General features: G+C 67.9%; 19 protein-coding genes and 1 pseudogene. 5 read left to right on the top strand and 15 right to left on the bottom strand.

Annotated elements, in window-relative coordinates:
- Positions 1-19: 19 nt before the first annotated feature.
- From ACZZZQ_RS16630 to ACZZZQ_RS16620, 3 genes and pseudogenes are all read right to left on the bottom strand, one after another.
- Complete coding sequence (locus ACZZZQ_RS16630) at positions 20-208, bottom strand: hypothetical protein (protein WP_053096155.1); 189 nt, start codon at positions 206-208, stop codon at positions 20-22.
- A gap of 106 nt (positions 209-314) precedes the next feature.
- A complete protein-coding gene (rpsD, locus tag ACZZZQ_RS16625) occupies positions 315-944 on the bottom strand; it encodes a 30S ribosomal protein S4 (protein ID WP_052677824.1) in 630 nt (209 codons plus the stop codon).
- Positions 945-1,105: 161 nt separating this feature from the next.
- A pseudogene (locus tag ACZZZQ_RS16620) lies at positions 1,106-2,436 on the bottom strand (replication-associated recombination protein A).
- Positions 2,437-2,548: 112 nt separating this feature from the next.
- Here ACZZZQ_RS16620 and ACZZZQ_RS16615 point away from each other — a divergent pair.
- Positions 2,549-2,845, top strand: coding sequence for a hypothetical protein (locus tag ACZZZQ_RS16615; protein ID WP_053096157.1), 297 nt, complete (start codon positions 2,549-2,551; stop codon positions 2,843-2,845).
- 65 nt (positions 2,846-2,910) lie between these two features.
- Here ACZZZQ_RS16615 and ACZZZQ_RS16610 read toward each other — a convergent pair whose 3' ends face one another.
- The 4 genes from ACZZZQ_RS16610 to nirB are packed head-to-tail and all read right to left on the bottom strand — an operon-like array spanning position 2,911 to position 7,743.
- Positions 2,911-4,038, bottom strand: coding sequence for a uroporphyrinogen-III synthase (locus tag ACZZZQ_RS16610; protein ID WP_053096159.1), 1,128 nt, complete (start codon positions 4,036-4,038; stop codon positions 2,911-2,913).
- Positions 4,035-4,802, bottom strand: coding sequence for a uroporphyrinogen-III C-methyltransferase (cobA, locus tag ACZZZQ_RS16605; RefSeq protein WP_053096161.1), 768 nt, complete (start codon positions 4,800-4,802; stop codon positions 4,035-4,037). Before cobA ends, ACZZZQ_RS16610 begins: the two co-directional genes overlap by 4 nt.
- Positions 4,799-5,167 (bottom strand): nitrite reductase small subunit NirD, encoded by a 369-nt coding sequence (gene nirD, locus ACZZZQ_RS16600; protein ID WP_400341032.1) that lies wholly within the window; start codon positions 5,165-5,167, stop codon positions 4,799-4,801. Before nirD ends, cobA begins: the two co-directional genes overlap by 4 nt.
- Complete coding sequence (nirB, locus tag ACZZZQ_RS16595) at positions 5,164-7,743, bottom strand: nitrite reductase large subunit NirB (protein ID WP_463507963.1); 2,580 nt, start codon at positions 7,741-7,743, stop codon at positions 5,164-5,166. Before nirB ends, nirD begins: the two co-directional genes overlap by 4 nt.
- A 415-nt stretch (positions 7,744-8,158) precedes the next feature.
- Between nirB and ACZZZQ_RS16590 the strand changes: the two genes are divergently transcribed.
- From ACZZZQ_RS16590 to ACZZZQ_RS16580, 3 genes are all read left to right on the top strand, one after another.
- Entirely contained in the window at positions 8,159-8,635 is a 477-nt protein-coding gene (locus tag ACZZZQ_RS16590) for a hypothetical protein (protein WP_463507962.1), read from the top strand.
- The gene (locus ACZZZQ_RS16585; RefSeq protein WP_463507961.1) at positions 8,529-9,317 is read left to right on the top strand and encodes a DUF349 domain-containing protein; all 789 of its coding nucleotides are present in this window, start codon (positions 8,529-8,531) and stop codon (positions 9,315-9,317) included. Before ACZZZQ_RS16590 ends, ACZZZQ_RS16585 begins: the two co-directional genes overlap by 107 nt.
- Before the next feature lie 61 nt (positions 9,318-9,378).
- The gene (locus tag ACZZZQ_RS16580) at positions 9,379-9,930 is read left to right on the top strand and encodes a type IV toxin-antitoxin system AbiEi family antitoxin (protein WP_463507960.1); all 552 of its coding nucleotides are present in this window, start codon (positions 9,379-9,381) and stop codon (positions 9,928-9,930) included.
- On the opposite strand, the gene ACZZZQ_RS16575 is transcribed toward ACZZZQ_RS16580, so the two are convergent.
- From ACZZZQ_RS16575 to ACZZZQ_RS16540, 8 genes are all read right to left on the bottom strand, one after another.
- Positions 9,917-12,166, bottom strand: coding sequence for a RelA/SpoT family protein (locus ACZZZQ_RS16575; RefSeq protein WP_053096167.1), 2,250 nt, complete (start codon positions 12,164-12,166; stop codon positions 9,917-9,919). The genes ACZZZQ_RS16580 and ACZZZQ_RS16575 overlap by 14 nt on opposite strands.
- A 65-nt stretch (positions 12,167-12,231) precedes the next feature.
- Positions 12,232-13,224, bottom strand: coding sequence for a protein translocase subunit SecF (gene secF / locus ACZZZQ_RS16570; protein WP_056278783.1), 993 nt, complete (start codon positions 13,222-13,224; stop codon positions 12,232-12,234).
- Positions 13,224-14,954 carry a protein translocase subunit SecD gene (secD, locus tag ACZZZQ_RS16565; protein WP_463507959.1) on the bottom strand — a complete coding sequence of 577 codons (1,731 nt, stop codon included), beginning with the start codon at positions 14,952-14,954 and terminating at the stop codon, positions 13,224-13,226. Before secD ends, secF begins: the two co-directional genes overlap by 1 nt.
- 52 nt (positions 14,955-15,006) lie before the next feature.
- Positions 15,007-15,420, bottom strand: a complete 414-nt coding sequence (locus ACZZZQ_RS16560) for a preprotein translocase subunit YajC (protein ID WP_053096173.1) — start codon at positions 15,418-15,420, stop codon at positions 15,007-15,009.
- A gap of 81 nt (positions 15,421-15,501) precedes the next feature.
- The gene (ruvB, locus tag ACZZZQ_RS16555; RefSeq protein ID WP_053096175.1) at positions 15,502-16,527 is read right to left on the bottom strand and encodes a Holliday junction branch migration DNA helicase RuvB; all 1,026 of its coding nucleotides are present in this window, start codon (positions 16,525-16,527) and stop codon (positions 15,502-15,504) included.
- A complete protein-coding gene (ruvA, locus tag ACZZZQ_RS16550) occupies positions 16,520-17,125 on the bottom strand; it encodes a Holliday junction branch migration protein RuvA (RefSeq protein ID WP_463507958.1) in 606 nt (201 codons plus the stop codon). The genes ruvB and ruvA overlap by 8 nt, the downstream gene beginning before the upstream one ends.
- Positions 17,126-17,134: 9 nt before the next feature.
- Complete coding sequence (ruvC, locus tag ACZZZQ_RS16545) at positions 17,135-17,719, bottom strand: crossover junction endodeoxyribonuclease RuvC (protein WP_053096180.1); 585 nt, start codon at positions 17,717-17,719, stop codon at positions 17,135-17,137.
- Positions 17,720-17,764: 45 nt separating this feature from the next.
- Positions 17,765-18,526, bottom strand: coding sequence for a YebC/PmpR family DNA-binding transcriptional regulator (locus ACZZZQ_RS16540; protein WP_053096182.1), 762 nt, complete (start codon positions 18,524-18,526; stop codon positions 17,765-17,767).
- 155 nt (positions 18,527-18,681) lie between these two features.
- Here ACZZZQ_RS16540 and ACZZZQ_RS16535 point away from each other — a divergent pair, with 155 nt between their 5' ends.
- Complete coding sequence (locus ACZZZQ_RS16535) at positions 18,682-20,061, top strand: pyridoxal phosphate-dependent decarboxylase family protein (RefSeq protein WP_285365490.1); 1,380 nt, start codon at positions 18,682-18,684, stop codon at positions 20,059-20,061.
- Position 20,062 lies beyond the last annotated feature (1 nt).

Raw genomic sequence — 20,062 nt, 5'->3', positions numbered from 1 at the left:
GCCGGGAGACCGCGCGCGATCAGTCGTCCGCGGGGTCTACGAGTCGCGCCTGCTGCTCGCGGTACGAGTCGCCGATGATGCCGGTGAACTCGTTGAAGCGAGCGTCGACCTCGGCGAGGATGTCGTGACCGCGCGGGTCCTTGTTCATGAAATGCGCAGCGACGAATCCGCCGATCACACCGATCAGGAACCACAGCACGTTCTTCATGTCGTCATCCTTGCCTCTGACCCGCGAAGGCGCGGTGTCACCATCGTATGCGCAAACGACAGAAGGCGTCGGGTGACCCCGACGCCTTCTGCGGAAAAGCTGGAACTCAGCGAGCTGCGTAGTACTCGACGACGAGCTGCACTTCACAGGTCACGGGGACCTCGGCGCGCTTCGGGCGACGAACCAGGCGAGCCTGGAGCTTGTCGAGCTCGACCTCGAGGTAGCCGGGAACGGGAGGCAGGACCTCGGCGTGACCGCCGGCCGCTGCGACCTGGAAGGGCTCGGTGCCCTCGCTCTTGGCCTTGACGTGGATGAGCTGACCCGGCTTCACGCGGAAGGACGGGCGGTCGACGAGCTGACCGTCGACGAGGATGTGACGGTGCACGACGAGCTGACGAGCCTGCGCGGTGGTGCGGGCGAAGCCCGAACGCACGACGAGGGCGTCGAGACGCATCTCGAGCAGCTCGACCAGGTTCTCACCGGTCAGGCCGTCCTGACGGCGAGCCTCGTTGAACGTGTTGCGCATCTGCTTCTCGCGGATGCCGTACTGCTCGCGCAGACGCTGCTTCTCACGCAGACGGACGGCGTAGTCGCTGTCTGCCTTGCGCTTGGTGCGGCCGTGCTCACCCGGAGCGTAGGGACGCTTCTCGAGGTAGCGGGCGGCCTTCGGGGTGAGCGGGATGCCGAGGGCACGGCTCAGACGTACCTTGCGGCGGTCCTGGGACTTCGTGGTCACGAAGTGTTCCTTCCGATGACGTGGTCGCGTCTTTCACGACTCACGGACGTATCGTCCGCGTTCTGCCTTGGAGCGCACGCCGGGGCGCCAGCAAGGTGTGGTGTGAACGAGGAGATGCCCGAAAACACGGTTTCGAGCCGATCAAGTCTAACAGATTCGCGTCAGCGCCCGTCGAGGATGCGTCTGATGCGCTCGAGGCGAGCCGAGATGTCGCGCTCGGCACCCAGGTTCTTGGGTTCGTAGTACCGCTTTCCGCGCAGTTCGTCAGGGAGGTACTGCTGCGGCAGGATGCCGAACTCGCTGTCGTGCGGGTAGACGTATCCCCGGCCGTGACCGAGCCGCTTCGCGCCCGGATAGTGCGCGTCTCGCAGATGCAGCGGGACGCGTCCGAACCCCCCGGAGCGGATGTCGGCGATCGCCTGGTCGATTCCCACGTACGCCGCATTCGACTTGGCTGTCGTGGCCAGATAGACGGTCGCTTCGGCGAGCGGGATCCGCCCCTCCGGCATTCCGATGAACGCGACGGCGTCCGCGGCCGCGACCGCGATGGAGAGCGCCTGCGGGTCGGCGAGGCCCACGTCCTCGGAGGCCGAGATGACCAGGCGCCGAGCGATGAAGCGAGGGTCCTCCCCCGCCTCGATCATCCGCGCGAGATAGTGCAGGGCCGCATCCGGGTCGGATCCTCGGATCGACTTGATGAACGCGCTGATGACGTCGTAGTGCTCGTCTCCCTGACGGTCGTATCGCAGCAGCGCCTTGTCGACGGCCTGAGCGACGTCGTCCGCCGTCGCGGCGGGCACCGCGCCTTCTTCCCCTTCGAGAGGGCTACGGCCGCTGCCGCCTCGAGTCCGGTGAGCGCACGCCGCGCATCGCCCGACGCCAGCCGGATCAGCGCCGCGCGCGCGTCGTCGGCCAGGGTGACCGCGCCATTGAGTCCGCGCGCATCGGTCACCGCCCGATCGACCAGGAGCCCGATGTCGTCATCCGTCAGCGGCTGGAGCGTGAGGAGCAGCGATCGCGACATCAACGGCGAGATCACCGAGAACGAGGGATTCTCGGTGGTCGCCGCGATCAGCAGCACCCAGCCGTTCTCGACGCCCGGGAGCAGGGCGTCCTGCTGCGCCTTGGTGAACCGATGGATCTCATCGAGGAAGAGGATCGTCGTCTGGCCATAGAGGTCGCGCTGGGTGATCGCCTCCTGCATGACCTCGCGCACGTCCTTCACGCCGGCGGTGATCGCGGAGAGCTCGACGAACCGGCGGCCCGATGAGCGTGCGATCGCCTGCGCCAGAGTGGTCTTGCCGGTGCCGGGCGGACCCCACAGGATGATCGAGACGGCACCCGGGGATGTCGCGGCAGGGTCGGCGAGTGCGACGATCGGGGAACCCGCGCGCAGCAGGTGCTTCTGACCGGCGACCTCGTCGAGCGACACGGGGCGCATTCGCACGGCGAGAGGCGTCTGCCCGGAGAGCAGTGCGGAGGCGGAGGTCATCCGTCCAGGCTAACGCGGGGCACCGACACTTCGGGTGGGAACGGCGTGACGCGATCTCGACGGTAGGCTCTCAGGCGACGTTGCACATTCACGTCCAGTAAGGGAGCACGCAATGGCCGGACGCGGGAAGAGCACGCAGCAGTCGCGCACCGAGGTGGAGCGCGCACGTCTGCACACCGCCCGCAAGACGTGGCATGAGGGTCAGATCCGGCGTCGCACCCGCGACAACACGATCGCCGTCGTCGCCGGAGTACTCATCGTCGCCGGAGCCGTGGTGAGCCAGGTCGTTCACGCGCAGGTGAATCCCCCGGCCCCCTCGCCTTCGCCTACCGTCGAGCCGACGGAGGCGCCCGTGCCGACAGACCCCGCGACGCCGGAGCCTGCACCCACTGAGGCCCCCGCCGGATAGACCACGGTCCCTGTGGGTGGCGGACACGGGCGTTCACTGCCCGCACTCCCCCGCGCGCACCTCGCTCAGTACTCGGTGACCGCCAGGCGGTAGCCGCGTTTCACCACCGTGTGCACGAGTTCGTTGCCGCCGAGAGCCTCCCGCAGCCGTGCGACGGCCACCTCGACCGCATGTCCGTTGCGCTCGGCGCCGGGGAGCACGCCCCCGAGCTCGGCGCGCGAGAGCACACGCCCGCCCGCAGAGGCGAGCGCCTCGATCAAGGCGGCAGCCGACCGCGAGAGCGGGATGAACACGCCGTCCACGAGGACTCCGCCGCTGCGTACCTCGACCAGACCCGCGTCGGTCGGCAGTGACGGTGCCCTCCCGCCGCCGAAATGCGCGATGACCGTTCGAGCGAGGGATCCGAGTCGTCCCCGGTCGGCGATCGTGGTGCGGAGGTTCGCGCCGTGCAGCGGCGCGGCCGTGATCGGGCCCACGCACGCCAGGAGGAGGCGGCCCGACTCCGCGCGTCTCCTGATGCGCTCGAGCGCGCCGGACTCCTCTGCCACCGCGATCCACGACGCCGCTCCCGGTGCCGAGGTGAACAGCACGGCGTCCGCCTCGCCGGCCGCCGCCTGCAAGGCCGAACGCCGCACCACCTCAGGATCCGGCGGCGGCCCCCACCGGTAGACCGTGATGCTCAGCACCTCGGCTCCGGCATCCGCCAGCAACTCGTCGAGGCCGTCCGATCCGGCGCCATGATGCTGCACGAGGATCCGCTTGCCCGCGACCCCGGAGGCGAGGAGGTACTCGCCGACCTCGGCCGACGTCTCGGATTCGGCGACCCAGTCAGCCGTGAAACCCGCCTGCTGGATCGCGCCGTGCGCCTTGGGTCCCCGTGCGACGAAGTGCGCGCCCTGCAGTGCCGCGTCGAGCTGTCCGTCGAGGCCGTGCTCGTGCGCGGCATCCATCCATCCGCGAAACCCGACGCCCGTGGTGACGATCACGATGTCCGGAGGAGCGGCGATCACCTGCTCGGTGCGGGCGAGAAGCTGCGCGTCGTCGGAGTTGGTGACGATGCTCAGCGCCGGCGCGCGATGGACCACCGCACCGCGACGCTCGAGGGCTGTCGCCAGGTCGATCGAGCGGCGGTCTGCGGCGACGATGATCGTGCATCCCGCCAGCGCCGAGTCGAGCGTGCGCGCGGTCGTCATGTGGCGCTCTCCGCGATCATCGCCCTCGTCGGCAGCAGCAGTCCCGCGCGAGCCACCTCGCCGATCACGATGACGGACGGGTTCACGACCTGCGCAGCGGCCGCGTCCTGCGCCGCCGTCGCCAGGGTGCTGCGGATGGTGCGCTGTCGTTCGGTGTGACCGTTCTCGACGATCGCCACGGGGATGTCGCCGGACACCCCGTGCGACGCGGCCGAGGCTGCGAGGCGAGGCAACGAGGCCACGCCCATCAGGACGACGGTGGTGACCGTCGGATCGGACAGCGATGCGAGCGCACTCGGGGTGAGGTCGCCGTGACCGTTGATGATGTGCACCGCTGACGCGACGCCGCGATGGGTCACCGGGATCCCCGCGGCCTGAGGCACCGAGATCGCGCTGCTGACGCCCGGGGTCACACTGACCGGCACACCGGCGGCCTCACAGGCGAGAACCTCTTCTCCCCCGCGACCGAGCACGAAGGGATCGCCGCCTTTCAGCCGCACCACGCGGTGGCCGGCGAGGGCGCGTTCGACGAGGAGGGCATCGATCTCGTGCTGAGGGACGGGGTGGTGACCCGGTCGTTTGCCGACATCGATGACCTCGACGTGCGACGGGAGCTCGTTCCGGAGCTCCGCGAACGGACCGAGGCGATCGGCGACCACGACGTCGGCCGCCATCAGCAGGCGATAGGCGCGCACCGTCATGAGGTCGGCGGGACCCGGCCCACCGCCGACGAGGTCGACCCTGCCCACACGCGTCCGCCTCATGATCCGACGCTCTCCGGCATCCGGACGTACACGACGCCGTCGTCGATCGCGACCGGCCACACCCGCAGTGCTGCGGGGGGCTTGCCGTGGGTCTCGATGCACTCACCGGTGCGGAGATCGAAGATCTGCTTGTGGAGTGGGGATGCGACCGTGGGGACATCCCCACGACTTCCCACGATCCCGCGGGAGATGACATTGGCTCCGCTGAACGGGTCGAGATTGTCGACTGCGAGCACGGTGCCGTCCGAGAGGAGGAACAGTGCCACCTGCTGTCCGTCCAAGAGAGCGGCTCGCCCTCGTTCGACCTCGAGGTCCTCGAGCGTGCATACCCGCACATGCGTGGTGGAGTCCGTCGCGACGGTCATCGGCGCACCTCCAGAGCGGTTCCGGCGATCAGGATGCCTCCGGCGCGACGCTCCTCCGGCGACGCCGGGCGGATCTGCCCGCGCTCAGAGACATAGGCGAGTGACGGATCCGCCGTATCGGCCGCGTTGACGAACGACCGGAACCGTTCGAGCTTCACGGGGTCAGCGAGGGTGGCCGCCCATTCGTCCTCGTAGCGATCGACGTGCTGCGCCATCGAGGCATCGAGGTCGGCGCAGATGCCCAGGCTGTCGTCGAAGATCACACTCCGCAGCCCGTCGAGTCCGCCCTCGAGCTCCTCGCACCAGGGAGCCGTGCGCTGCAGACGATCGGCGGTGCGGATGTAGTACATGAAGAAGCGGTCGATGGCCCTGATGAGACCCTCGTCGTCGAGGTCCGACGCGAGCAGCTGCGCGTGCCGCGGCGTGAAGCCGCCGTTGCCGCCGACATACATGTTCCACCCCGTCTCGGTGGCGATGACTCCCACGTCCTTGCCCCGCGCCTCCGCGCATTCACGAGCGCAGCCCGAGACGCCGAGCTTGAGCTTGTGGGGAGCACGGAGCCCCCGATAGCGCAGTTCGAGCTTGACGGCCATGCCGACCGCGTCGAGGACGCCATAGCGGCACCACGTCGACCCGACGCACGACTTCACCGTGCGCAGCGACTTGCCGTACGCCTGCCCCGACTCGAAGCCCGCGTCGACCAGACGCTGCCAGATCACCGGAAGCTGTTCGAGCCGCGCTCCGAACATGTCGATCCGCTGCCCGCCGGTGATCTTCGTGTACAGCGCGAAGTCCTTCGCGATCTGCCCGATCGCGATCAGTCCCTCCGGTGTGACCTCGCCACCGGCCATCCTCGGGACGACGGAGTACGTGCCGTCCTTCTGCATGTTGGCCATCACGTGGTCGTTGGTGTCCTGCAGCGTGGCGTTCTCGCCGTCGAGCACGTGCGCGCCCACGAGCACCGAGAGGATGCTGGCGATCGCCGGCTTGCAGATGTCGCACCCTCGGCCGCGCCCGAAGCGCTCGACGATGCCACTGAACGTCGTGAGCTGAGCCACCCGTACCGCGTCGAAGAGCTGGCGCCGCGAGAGATCGAAGTGCTCGCAGAGGGCATGCGACACGGTCTGGCCGAGCTTGGTGAGCTCCTGCCCCACGACCTTCTTCACCATCAGCACGCAGGATCCGCAGGTCGCCCCGGCCTTCGTGCAGCCCTTCACCGCGGGGGCGTCCGTGCACCCCTCATCGTGCACCGCTCGGCGGATGCGCCCGGCGGTCACATTCGAGCACGAGCAGACCACGGCCTCATCCGGCAGCTCGCCACCAGGAGCCTCGTTCCCGCCTTCCGGCAGCAGGTAGGCGGCCGGGTCGGCGCCGAGCTTCGCGCCTACGAGGGGACGCAGCGCGCCGTAGGCCGCCGCATCGCCGACGAGGATCCCACCGAGCAGCGTCTGAGCGTCATCCGACAGCACGAGCTTCTTATAGACACCGGCGACAGGATCCGCATAGACGACGTCGAGCGCATGGGGAGTCGTGGCCATCGCATCGCCGAAGCTCGCGACATCGACGCCCGAGAGCTTCAGCTTGGAGGAGTCGTCGTAGCCGGGGAACGCCGCATCGCCTCCGAGCAGGCGCGTCGCCGCCACCTCTGCCATGGCGTATCCGGGAGCCACCAGTCCGACGCAGCGACCGTCGAAGTTGGCGACCTCGCCGATCGCCAGGATGTGGGGGTCGGACGTCGAGCACCGATCGTCGATGATCACACCGCCGCGTGGGTCCACCTGCATCTCCGCATTGCGCGCCAGCTCGTCCCGGGGACGCACGCCGACGGTGAAGACCACGACGTCCGCCCGTTCGATCGATCCGTCCTGGAACTCGAGTGCCGTGACCGCGCCGGAGTCATCCGGGTCCAGCCGAGTCGTTCTCGATCCGGTGCGCACCGAGATGCCACGCGCTTCGAGCAGACGCTTGAGCATCCCTCCACCCGCTGAGTCGAGCTGAGCCGACATCAGGCGATCGGAGTACTGCACGACGGTGGCGTCGACATCCATTCCCTGCAGAGCGCCGGCGGCCTCGAGCCCGAGGAGCCCTCCGCCGATCACCGCGCCGCGCAGCGGACGACCGAGCATGCGTCCTCGCCGCTCGACGAAGTCCTTGAGGCCCTGGACGTCGTCGAGTGTGCGATAGACGAAGCAGCCGGGCAGGTCCGCACCGTCCACGGCGACCTTCGCGGCGTATGAGCCGGTCGCGAGAACAAGGGTGTCGTACGGGATGCTCGTGCGCGACCTCGTCGTGACGGTGCGGGCCGAGCGATCGATCCGCAGCACTCTGTCGTCGGCGAGGAATCGCACGCGGAAGTCGTCGAACACCGAGCGATCGAGTTCGAGCTCCTCGGGAGTCGCCCCCGAGAAGAACCCGGTGAGTCCGACCCGATCGTACGGTCGACGGGCCTCGTCTCCGATCACCGTCACATGCATCGGCGTCTCGGCCCGGCTGATCAGGCTCTCCACGAATCGATGCGCGACCATCCCTGCACCGACCACCACGATCTCCTGGGGTGTGAGGAGGACCTCGCTCATGTTGCTCCAATCGCCGGGGGACGTCGTGATGGCGACGATAGGAGCCTGGTGTTTCCCGCATGTGACGCGCGGTGTTTCGTGCGTCGAACGATTCGCTCACAGAACGGTAACGGCCATTGTGAGATTCGACGACCACACTGCAACCTCGCTCTCGTACTAGGCTGAAGCTCGTCCTTTCCGCCTCCCGCGGGCCCTACCGCGCAAGGAGAATCACCGTGTCTGAGCCGTCCAAGCCGACTCCCCCCATTCCCGCTCCCCGGCAGCGCCGCTGCCGCGAAAGCTGACCAAGCCCACTGCAGCGACTCCCGCAGCCGCAGCATCGCCCGCGACCTCCGCATCGAGTGCCGAGGCAGCGAAGTGGGGCCGTGTCGCCGAAGACGGCACGGTCGAGGTTCGCGAGGGCGACGAGTGGCGCGTGGTCGGGCAGTATCCCGACGGCACCCCCGACGAGGCACTCGCTTACTTCGTGCGCAAGTACGAGGACATCGCGTTCAAGGTGCACACGCTCGAGCAGCGTCACCAGGCCGGCGGCGCGTCTGCGGGTGACCTGGTCAAGCAGGCCGGTCATCTTCTCACCGAGGCCACCGACGCTGCCGCTGTGGGTGACCTCGCCGGACTCCGTGAGCGTCTGAACACGCTGACCTCCTCGCTCTCCGAGGCGACTGCTCAGGAGGCCCAGCAGGCCAAGGAGCTGGTCGACAAGGCCATCGCCGAGCGCACGGCCTCTCGTCGAGCGCGCCGAGGCGATCGCAGCCCGCGACCTCTCGAAGGTGCAGTGGAAGCAGGTGACCGCCGAGCTCGGCGAACTCTTCGACGCGTGGCAGGCGCAGCAGCAGAACGGCCCTCGTCTGTCGAAGGGGGTGTCCCAGCAGCTCTGGAAGCGGTTCCGTGACGCGCGCGGCACCGTCGACAAGGCACGCCGCGCGTTCTACTCCGAGCTCGACGACACCCACAAGACCGCTCGTGACGCCAAGACGCGGCTGGTCGAGCGCGCGGAGGCTCTCGCTCCTCGCGGAGTCGACGGCATCCCCGCGTATCGCAGTCTGCTCGACGAGTGGAAGGCCGCCGGTCGCGCTGGTCGCAAGGCCGACGACGCGCTCTGGGCGCGATTCAAGGCAGCCGGCGACGCGCTGTACTCCGCTCGTGCCGAGCAGTCGGCGGCTGAAGAGGCGGACTCCGCCCCGAAGATCGAAGCGCGTCAGGCCCTTCTCGAAGAGGCCAAGGCAGTCGCAGACGAGCCGAACATCAAGCGCGCCCGCGCGCTGCTCACCGGCATCCAGCGCCAGTGGGATGAGATCGGCCGCATCTTCCCCCGCGAGAAGGAGCGCGCTCTCGACGATCGTCTCCGTGTGATCGAGCAGGCGCTCAAGGCACGCGAAGAGGTCGACTGGAAGAAGAACAACCCCGAGACCAAGGCACGCGCCAACGACATGAGCTCGCAGCTGCTCGAGGCGATCGAGAAGCTCGAGTCCGAGCTGGCCGCCGCAGAGAAGTCGGGAGACAAGAAGGCCGCCAAGGCCGCGGCGGATGCACTCGAAGCGCGCCGCACCTGGCTCAACGCCCTCGGCGGCTGACCTTCTCCACAGATCTCCGGATCGAATCAGTACGCGGGATGCACCGCGCCAGACTGGCGTGATGCATCCCGCGTTCCTGTATCTGCCCGGCCAACGCCTCACGATCCCCGAACTCAGCGCGGCGAGGCTCGACGGGCATCTCGTCGATCTGGGCGAGGGCTACATCCCCGCCGATCTCGTCGAGAGCGCAAGCGCGAGAGCAGCCGCGCTCGCGCCTCTCGTCCCTGCGGACACGGCCGCCTCCGGCCCGACGGCAGCATGGATCCACGGTGCCGGTGACACTCCCCCTGCACGCCATCACGTCCGGCGCGCAGTGAGCCATCGGATCCGCCCCGCTCTGCCTGCACGAGTGATCCTTCATGACACAGCGTTGCCGCCGTCGGATCTCGTCGTGATCGGCGGCGTACCGGTGATGACGCCGGAGCGCACCATGGTCGATCTCGCTCTCGGACTCCACCGCGACGGATCCCTGCATCGGTGGATGGTGCTCCTCGCCGACGCCGAACCCGATCTCGTATCCGCTGCGCTTCAGGAGCTCGAGCGCATGACCCGCGTGCCGGGAAAGCGCGCTGGACGCGGCGCGCTCGAGAGGATTCTCGTCAGGACGAGGTGACGCGGTACACGTCATACACCGCGTCGATGCGACGCACCGCGTTCAGCACCCGGTCGAGGTGGACGGCATCGCCCATCTCGAAGACGAAGCGGCTGATGGCGAGGCGTTCGTCGGTGGTGCTGACGGTCGCCGACAGGATGTTGACGTGATGCTCGCTCAGCACCCGGGTGACATCCGAGAGCAGCCCCGAACGGTCGAGGGCCTCGACCTGGATCTGCACCCGGAAGACGCTCTTCGTCGTCGGGGCCCACGACACCTCGACGAAGCGGTCCTCCTCGCTCGCGAGCGCCTTGACGTTCGGGCAGTCCGTGCGGTGCACGGACACGCCGCTGCCACGCGTCACGAAACCGACGATCTCGTCTCCGGGAACCGGAGTGCAGCACTTCGCGACCTTCACGAGGATGTCCGATGCTCCGCGCACCAGGACACCCGAATCCCCTGCCCGTGGCTCCCGCGACGGCATGCTGCCGGGGAGGTCGATCGGACCTGTGGCGGGATCGGTCGCCGCGACCAGCGCGGTGACCTTCTCGAGCACGGACTGCGTGGAGACGTGGCCTTCGCCCACGGCGGCATACAGCGCAGAGACGTCCTCATAGCGGAGCTGATGTGCGACCTCGGCGAACGAGTCCTGGCTCATCAGGCGCTGCAGCGGCATGTTCTGGCGGCGCATCGCGCGAGCGATGGCCTCCTTGCCCTGCTCGATCGCCTCTTCGCGACGCTCCTTCGTGAACCATCCGCGGATCTTGTTGCGTGCGCGGGTGCTCTTGACGAAGCCGAGCCAATCCTGGCTCGGGCCGGCGTCGGGGTTCTTCGAGGTGAAGACCTCGACCACGTCACCGCTCTTGAGCTCCGATTCCAACGGCACGAGGCGCCCGTTGACCTTCGAGCCCATCGTGCGGTGGCCGATCTCGGTGTGCACGGCGTACGCGAAGTCGACCGGCGTCGCACCCGCCGGTAGCCCGACGACGCGCCCCTTCGGCGTGAAGACGTAGACCTCTTTCGCGCCGATCTCGAAGCGCAGAGAGTCGAGGAACTCGCCGGGATCCGCCGTCTCGGCCTGCCAGTCCGAGATGTGCGCGAGCCACGCCATGTCGTTGTCGGCGGCGCGGACCTCGGTCTTGCCGCCGTTCATCCGCTCTTTGTACATCCAGTGCGCGGCGACGCCGTACTCCGCCTGCTGGTGCATCTCGTGCGTGCGGATCTGGATCTCGACCGTCCGACCCGACGGTCCGATCACCGTGGTGTGCAGCGACTGGTAGAGGTTGAACTTCGGGGTGGCGATGTAGTCCTTGAAGCGACCGGGCAGCGGCGTCCAGCGCGCGTGGATGGCGCCGAGCACCGCGTAGCAGTCGCGCACCGACGCGACCAGCACGCGGATGCCGATCAGGTCGTAGATGTCGTCGAACTCGCGGCCTCGAACGACCATCTTCTGGTACACCGAGTACAGCTGCTTCGGACGCCCGACGACCTTGCCTCGGATGCGCAGATCGCGCAGGTCCTCGTCGATCTCCTCGACGACCTGAGCGAGGTACTTCTCGCGCTGCGGGGTGCGCTGGGCGATCAGGTTGTGGATCTCGTTGTAGATCTTCGGATGCAGCACGGCGAACGAGAGGTCCTCGAGCTCGGACTTGATCGCCTGGATACCGAGGCGGTTGGCCAGAGGCGCGTAGATCTCGAGCGTCTCCTTGGCCTTCTTCGCAGCTTTCTCGGGCGGGACGAATCCCCACGTGCGGGCGTTGTGCAGGCGGTCGGCGAGCTTGATCAGCAGGACGCGGATGTCCTTCGACATCGCGACGATCATCTTGCGGACGGTCTCGGCCTGGGCGCTCTCGCCGTACTTGACCTTGTCGAGCTTGGTGACGCCGTCGACGAGCATCGCGACCTCGTCGCCGAACTCCGCCGTGAGGTCGGTGAGCGCATAGCCGGTGTCTTCGACGGTGTCGTGCAGCAGCGCCGCAGCGATGGCTCGAGGACCCAGGCCCATCTCCGCGAGAATCTGCGCGACGGCGAGCGGGTGCGTGATGTAGGGCTCGCCGCTCTGGCGCTGCTGGCCGGTGTGCTTCTCCTTGGCCACGGCGTAGGCGCGCTCGATGACGGCGAGATCGCCTCGCGGGTGATTCGCACGGACCGTGCGGATCAGATTGTCGAGGTCGTTGATCCTGGGCGCGCGGGAGAAGATGCGGGGAACCAGTCGTCTCAGGCTGGAGCCCTGCGACGCCGTCTGCGGTTCCGCCATCCGCTCACCTCCGAATCACAACAGCTTACGCGTGCTCCACGGGGTGCGGCCCCGCGGAGCGGGGACTATCGGGTCTCTGCGGTCGCGAGGCTTCGTGCCTCGCGGATCTTGGCATCTCGTGCCGCGATCTGCGGCTCGTTCTCGCGGAAGAGCGAGTAGAGCGGCGCGGCCACGAACAGGGTCGAGTAGGTCGCGACCAGGATGCCGACGAAGATCGAGAGCGAGATGTCCGTGAGGGACTCGGCGCCCAGCCAGAAGGCTCCGATGAAGAGGACGGCGCCGACCGGCAGTGCGGCGACGACCGAGGTGTTGATCGATCGGATCAGCGTCTGGTTCACCGCCAGGTTGACCGACTCGCCGAAGGTTCGCGTCGAGTTCTCGCCGTCCTCCGTGGTGTTCTCCCTGATCTTGTCGAACACCACCGTGGTGTCATACAGCGAGTAGGCGAGGATCGTCAGGAATCCGATGACCGCGGCCGGTGAGATCTCGAACCCGGCCAGGGCGTAGACGCCGACCGTGATGACGAGGACGTCGAGCAGGCCGAGGATCGCTGCCGCGGACATCTTCCACGTCCGGAAGTAGATCGCGAGGATCAGGAACGTCAGTGCGAGGAAGATCGCGAGACCCCAGAGGGACTGCTTGGTGACGTTCTCACCCCACGCCGGTCCGATGAACGACGAGGTCACGCTCTCGGGCTCGACGCCATAGGCATCGGCGAGGGCGTTGGAGACCTGCTGCGTCTCGGCAGCGCTCATCTGATCGGTCTGGACGCGGATGTCGTTGCCGCCCACCACGACGACCTTGGTCGCCGCACCGGGTACGACCGACTGCACCGCGGTCTTCGCGGTCTCCTGCTCGAAGCTGTCGGGCGCCTGCACGGTGAACTGCGACCCGCCCGTGAACTCGATCGAGAACTGGATCGGGCGGATGAGCGGCACCAGCGCCGAGCCGACGACCAGCACGATCGCGATGATGAACCACAGGCGGCGCTTGCCGACGAACGGGAAGGACGTCTTTCCCGTGTAGAGGTTGTTACCGAACTCGTTCATGGAAGCCATCAGGCGTCCCCCTCGCTTCCGGTGCGGGTGGTTCTCTCACCGGCTAGTGCTTCGGCGCGCTTGCGCTCTGCGATGGTCTGACGGCGCTCGGCTTCGCCCTTGGCTCTGGCGTTCTTCGCCCCGCGGCCCGCGGTGGCGGTCGACACCTGACGGAACTGCGATCGGCTGCGGTACACCGCACCGAGCGATTCGGGATCGAGACCGGAGAGCTTGTGGCCCCCGCCGAAGAACTTGGTGCGGGCGAGCAGCTGCATCACCGGGTGCGTGAAGATCACGAAGATGAACACGTCGATGAGGGTCGTGAGCCCCAGAGTGAAGGCGAAGCCCTTCACAGTGGAGTCCGCGAGGATGTACAGCACCACTGCCGCGAGGATGTTGATCGACTTCGAGATGTAGATCGTGCGCTTCGCTCTGCCCCAGCCGTCTTCGACCGCCGAGGTAATCGACTTTCCGTCGCGGAGCTCGTCTCGGATCCTCTCGAAGTACACGATGAACGAGTCGGCGGTGAAGCCGATCGAGACGATGAGGCCCGCGACGCCGGCGAGCGACAGGCGGAAGCCCAATCGCCACGCGAGGATGCAGATGATGATGTACGTCAGAACCGCCATCACGGCGATGGACGCGATGATCACGGAGCCGAGCGCCCGATAGACGATCAGTGAGTAGATCGCCACGAGTGCGAGACCGATGAGGCCCGCGATGAGACCGATCTGAAGCTGCTGGGTGCCGAGGGTCGCGGAGATGGTGTCGGAGCTCTGAACCTCGAAGCTCAGGGGCAGGGCGCCGAATTTGAGCTGGTCGGCGAGGGCAGTCGCCGACTCCTGGTTGAAGTCTCCCGAGATGCTCGGGCGACCGTCGAGGATCTGTCCGTTCATGCGCGGTGCGCTGATCACCGATCCGTCGAGGACGAAGGCGAACTGATCACGCGGCGAGAGCTCCGCGAGGCGGTTCTGGTTGAGGCGGGTGCTCACCTCGCCGAAGGCCTCGGCGCCGTCGCCGTTCATCGTCAGCTGGACGAGCCACGCGCCCGTCTTCGGGTCGCGGCCCGCGGATGCGTCGGTGATGGCATCACCCGTGAGCTCGGTCGGACCGAGGAGGTACTTCGCCTGGCCCGAGGGATCGCACGCGATGAGCGGCTCGTCCTTGGGCGCATTCGAGGGGTCGTTCTCGGGGTTGGCGCAGTCGTAGGCCTGGAACTCCGCGGCGAGCCTGTCGGTCACCCAGGCGAGGTCGCTCGCGTCCGTCGGCTCGGCCGTCGGCGTCGCGTTCAGCGAGTCGTCCGGGGTCGGATACGCCGTCTCGTTGCCGTCTTCACCCACGTACTGATTGGTGCCGGCCGTCGTGGCGAGCACCGGGCGGAACTCCAGCTGCGCGCTCGACTGGATGCGCGCACGCGTCTGCTCGTCTGCGACACCCGGGATCTGCACCACGATGTTGCGGCCGCCCTCGGTGGTGATGTCGGCCTCGGCCACACCGGATGCATCGACGCGCTGGCGGATGATCGCGGCCGCCTGATCGAGCTGCTCCGGGGAGGGCGCAGCGCCGTCCTCGGTCTCGGCACTGAGCACGATCTGCGTGCCGCCCTGCAGGTCGAGCGCGAGCTCAGGGGTCCAGGAGCTCTTCTCGAACACGTGGACGCCGAGCGCGTTGATGCCGAAGAGGACGCCCGTCACCAGGAGCAGGCCCATGAGGACCCGCCAGGCATGACGGACCGGAGAAGAAGTGGCCACGTGTGATCAGCTTTCTAAGATGCCGGAGTGCCGAGGTGGTGCAGCGCGAAGGCTACTTGTCGTCGGCGTCGCGCTCGAGACGGCGACGGGTCTCCTCGGGAGTCTCGAGGGCCGGAGCGTCGTCGACGACGGGAACGTCGTTCACGATCGGTGCATCCTCGGCGGCGAGCACTGCCGGGTCGGTCTCGATCGCGTCCTTGGGCTCGACGATGCGCAGGATCGCCTGGCTGTGCACCTCGATGACGGTGCCGGGAGCGATCTCGACGAGCGCGGGCGAGTCGAGGTCGTCGTGGTCGTAGGCCACGATCGTGCCGTAGATACCACCCTGGAGGAGCACCTTGACCCCGGGAACGGTCTTGGTCGCCTTCTCCTCCTGCTCAGCCTTCATCTGCTTCTGGCGCTTGCGTCCGTTGACGAACATGAAGACGACGAGAACGGCGAGAAGGCCGAAGAGGAGGATTTCCATGGGCATGGTGGCAAAGGGCCTTTCTCAGGTGCGCGCACCACAGGACGGTCGCGCAGTTCTATCAGGGGAAGTCTTCAGCGATTATAGGTCATCAAGTCGGAGCGCCCCGTCCGGGTGCGCGATGCCGAGGTGGCTGTAGGCCTCCGGCATGGCGACGCGACCTCGAGGTGTGCGACCCAGGAATCCGATGCGCACGAGATAGGGCTCGACGACGCTCTCGACCGTCTCGGCCTCCTCGCCCACTGCGACCGCGAGCGTGCTGAGCCCCACGGGACCCCCGCGGAAGCGCCGAACGAGCGCCTCGAGCACCGCTCTGTCGAGGCGGTCCAGTCCGATGGGGTCGACGTCGTAGAGCTCCAGCGCGGCCTTGACCCCGACCAGGGAGGCCGCGCCGCCGCCGTGAACGAGCGCATAGTCGCGCACTCGACGCAGCAGGCGGTTCGCGATACGAGGAGTGCCGCGCGAGCGACGGGCGATCTCCGACAGCGAATCCCGCGGCAGATCGACGCCCAGCATGAGGGCCGAGCGTGCGATGACGCGCTCGAGCTCCGCCTCCTCGTAGAACTCCAGGTGACCGGTGAAGCCGAAGCGATCCCGCAGCGGGTTCGGCAGCAGACCCGAGCGCGTCGTCGCACCGACGAGCGTGAACGGTGCGAGGTCCAGCGGGATGCTGGTCGCCCCCGCGCCCTTGCCCACCATGATGTCGATGCGGAAGTCCTCCATCGCGAGATAGAGCATCTCCTCCGCCGACCGCGCCATCCGGTGGATCTCGTCGATGAACAGCACCTCGCCGGGCACGAGGCTCGAGAGGAGCGCGGCGAGGTCGCCGGCGTGCTGGATCGCCGGTCCGCTCGAGAGGCGCAGCGGACGTTCGCTCTCGTGCGCGACGATCATCGCCAGCGTGGTCTTGCCGAGCCCGGGCGGGCCCGCGAGCAGGATGTGGTCGGGCGGGCGATTCTGGATCCGTGCGGCATCGAGGAGCAGCTGGAGCTGCCCCCGCACCTTCTGCTGACCGACGAACTCACCCAGGCTCGTGGGTCGCAGGGCTCCCTCGATCGCCAGCTCGGTGTCGTCCGAGGGCTCGGCGGCGTCGCGGATGTCAGACACGCGCCGGCCCCAGCAGCGCGAGCGTGCGGCGCAGCAACGGTGCGACGGCTGCCCGCTCGGCCGCAGAGGCCTCCGCGGCCGTCTGCGCGGCGGCCTCGGCGGCGACCTTCTCGGACCACCCCAGACCGACGAGCGCGGCAGCGACCTGATCGACGACGTCGACGGGTCCGTTCGCGGCGGGCTTCGACGCCGCGCCCACCGGATGCACCTTGCCCGCGAGCTGGAGGACGATGAGCTTGGCGGTCTTGGGGCCGATACCCGAGACACGGCGGAACGGGGCGTCATCCTCCGATGTCACGGCTTCCGCGATCTGGTCGACGGTGAGATGCGACAGCACCCCCAGCGCCGACTTCGGCCCGACGCCGGTCACGCTGATCAGCAGGCCGAAGATCTCCAGCTCGCTGCGGTCGGCGAACCCGTAGAGCGACAGCGCATCCTCGCGCACGATGAGGCTCGTGTGCAGCATCAGCTTCTCGCCGACGGTCGCGGTGTGAGCCACGTCTGCGGGCACCGAGACGGAGAACCCGACTCCCCCGACGTCGATGATGACCTGATCGGCGGTCGAGTGGAGGACAGCGCCGTGCAGCGAGGAGATCATCAGCCCAGCCTACGCACCCGATCGTAGATATGTTCGAGCGACACGCTCCGCGTCGGCCCATGCCTTCTGGGCCGGGGTGAGCGCGTCCACGCCCGGGACCCCCGCTGCGCCCCGACGCCACGCGTGGCAGAGCGCGATCGCGAGGGCGTCAGCGGCATCCGGCGGCTGCGGCGGCGCATCCAGGCGCAGGATCCGGGCGATCATGGTCTGCACCTGACGCTTGTCCGCCGAGCCGTAGCCGGTGACCGCCGCCTTGACCTCGCTCGGAGTGTGCGTGGCCGCCGGGAGTCCTGCCTCAGCAGCGAGCAGCAGAGCCACGCCGCTCGCCTGGGCCGTGCCCATCACCGTGTGACTGTTCTGCTGCGCGAACACGCGCTCGACCGCGACAGCATCGGGCCGATGGAGCTCCAGCACCTCTCGGATGCCTGCGGCGACGATCGCGAGTCGTTCGCCGATCGGGAGATCGGGCGCCGAGCGGATGACTCCGACATGCACGAGCGTCCCTCGTCGAGCCCGGTCGACGTCGACGACCCCCACGCCGCACCGGGTGAGACCCGGGTCTATGCCGAGCACGCGAAGCGAGGAGGAGGTCACTCCCCCAGGCTAAGCGTCTTGTCCGACGGCACGCGGTCGGCGCGCCTACGCGTCGTCGTTCTCGAGCTCGGCCTGCACCTCGGCGGTGAGATCGAAGTTGGTGAAGACGTTCTGCACGTCCTCGCTGTCTTCGAGTGCATCGATGAGGCGGAAGATCTTGCGAGCGGTGTCGGCGTCGATCTCGACCTTGAGGTTCGGCACGAACTCGACGTCGGCGGATTCGTAGTCGATTCCCGCCTCCTGCAGCGCGCTGCGGACGGTCACGAGATCCGTCGCCTCGGTGATGATCTCGAAGCCCTCGGCGTGCGGCTCGATCTCTTCGGCCCCCGCTTCGAGCGCGGCCATCATCACGTCATCCTCGGTGGTCCCCTCGGAGCCGACCACGATCACGCCCTTGCGGCTGAAGTTATAGGCGACGCTGCCCGGGTCGGCGAGGGTTCCGCCGTTGCGGCTGAGAGCAGTGCGGACCTCGGCCGCAGCACGGTTCTTGTTGTCGGTCAGACATTCGATCATCATCGCGACGCCGTTGGGTCCGTACCCCTCGTACATGATCGAGGTGTACTCGACCGCTTCGCCGCCGATGCCCGCGCCGCGCTTCACTGCGCGATCGATGTTGTCCTTCGGGACCGACGTCTTCTTCGCCTTCTGCACCGCGTCGAACAGCGTCGGGTTTCCCTGCAGGTCGGCTCCGCCGAGCTTGGCCGCGACCTCGATGTTCTTGATGAGCTTGGCCCAGGACTTGGCGCGCCTGGAGTCGATGATGGCCTTCTTGTGCTTCGTGGTGGCCCACTTGGAATGCCCGGACATAATTCTCCGCTCGTCGTATCCGCCCGTGGGCACGGCCCAGGGCATCGTCCATTCTATCGAACCATGCCCGCGGCCTGTGGCCGCACACGGAGCGGCGGCCTCCTGTTCCCGTGATCGCTCTGGTGTGAGGGCAGGCCTGGGTGTAGTCCTGACACATGGACCAGAGCGTCGACGATGACAGGATCCGCGGATTGGACGCCGCCCACCGAGCAGCACTCGAGTTCCTCGGGTCGCTCGACGACAGACCGGTGTGGCCGCGGGCGACCCTCGCCGAGATGCTCGACGCCTTCGGCGGCCCCCTGCCCGCCGAAGGCATGGATCCGGAAGAGGTGATCGGCGAGATCGTGTCGCGGGCGGACCCCGGTCTCGTCGCGATCCCCGGAGGACGATTCTTCGGGTTCGTCATCGGCGGCACGCATCCCGCTGCCCTCGCCGCCGACTGGCTCGTGTCCGCCTGGGACCAGAATTCGGGATCCGCCCTGCTCACGCCGACGACCGTGGCGTTGGAGCGCATAGCCGGCCGGTGGATGCTCGACATCCTGGGCCTGCCCGACGACGCGAGCGTCGGATTCGTCACCGGCGGCCAGATGGCGAACTTCACCTGCCTCGCGACGGCACGGAACGCCGTTCTCGCTCGAGTCGGCTGGAACCTCAGCGAGAAGGGACTGCACGGATCTCCGCAGATGCGCTTCGTCGTAGGTGCCGACCGCCATGGGTCGATCGACCGTGCAGCGCGGTTCCTCGGGATCGGACGCACCGGCATCACTGCCGTCGAATCCGACGCGCAGGGGCGCATGCGACCAGACGCCCTGGACAGCGTCCTCGCGGACGGCTCCGGACCGACCATCGTCTGTCTACAGGCCGGAGAAGTGCACACCGGCGCATTCGACGACTTCGCTGCCCTCATACCGATAGCCCATCGGCACGGAGCCTGGGTGCACGTCGACGGCGCATTCGGCCTCTGGGCCGCGGCCTCCGAGTCGCTGCAGCCGCTGACGGCGGGCATGTCCGACGCCGATTCGTGGGCGACAGATGCGCATAAGACACTCAACGTGCCCTACGACTGCGGCATGGCGATCGTCCGCGACCCTGCGGACTCCATCGCCGCGTTCCGCACGGGTGGCGATTACCTCATCTACACGAGTCTGGACCCGTGGGACGTGACGCCGGAACTGTCCCGTCGCGCACGCGGCGTGCCCGCGTGGGCGGCGATGCGCAGCCTCGGACGGGACGGCATCTCGAACCTGATCGACAGGCTGCACGAGAACGCGGTGGCGATGGCCGAGGGGCTCACGACGATCGACGGCATCCGCATCCTCAACGACGTCGACTACACGCAGGTCATGTTCTGTCTCGATTCCGATGAGGCGACGCGACGGCTGGGTGAGGCCGTGCTCGTGGAGGGCACCGCCGCCATGACCGGGGCCGAGTGGAGAGGTCGCGCTGCGCTGCGCTGCTCGATGTCGTCCTGGGCGACGACCCGGGACGACATCGACCGCACGGTCGGCGCGATCCGAACTCTCGTGTCGCGCTGAC

This window comes from Microbacterium sp. AC132 (assembly GCF_979258525.1).
Note: the sequence above shows the minus strand (reverse complement) of the source record. Positions and strands in the feature narration are given on the sequence as shown.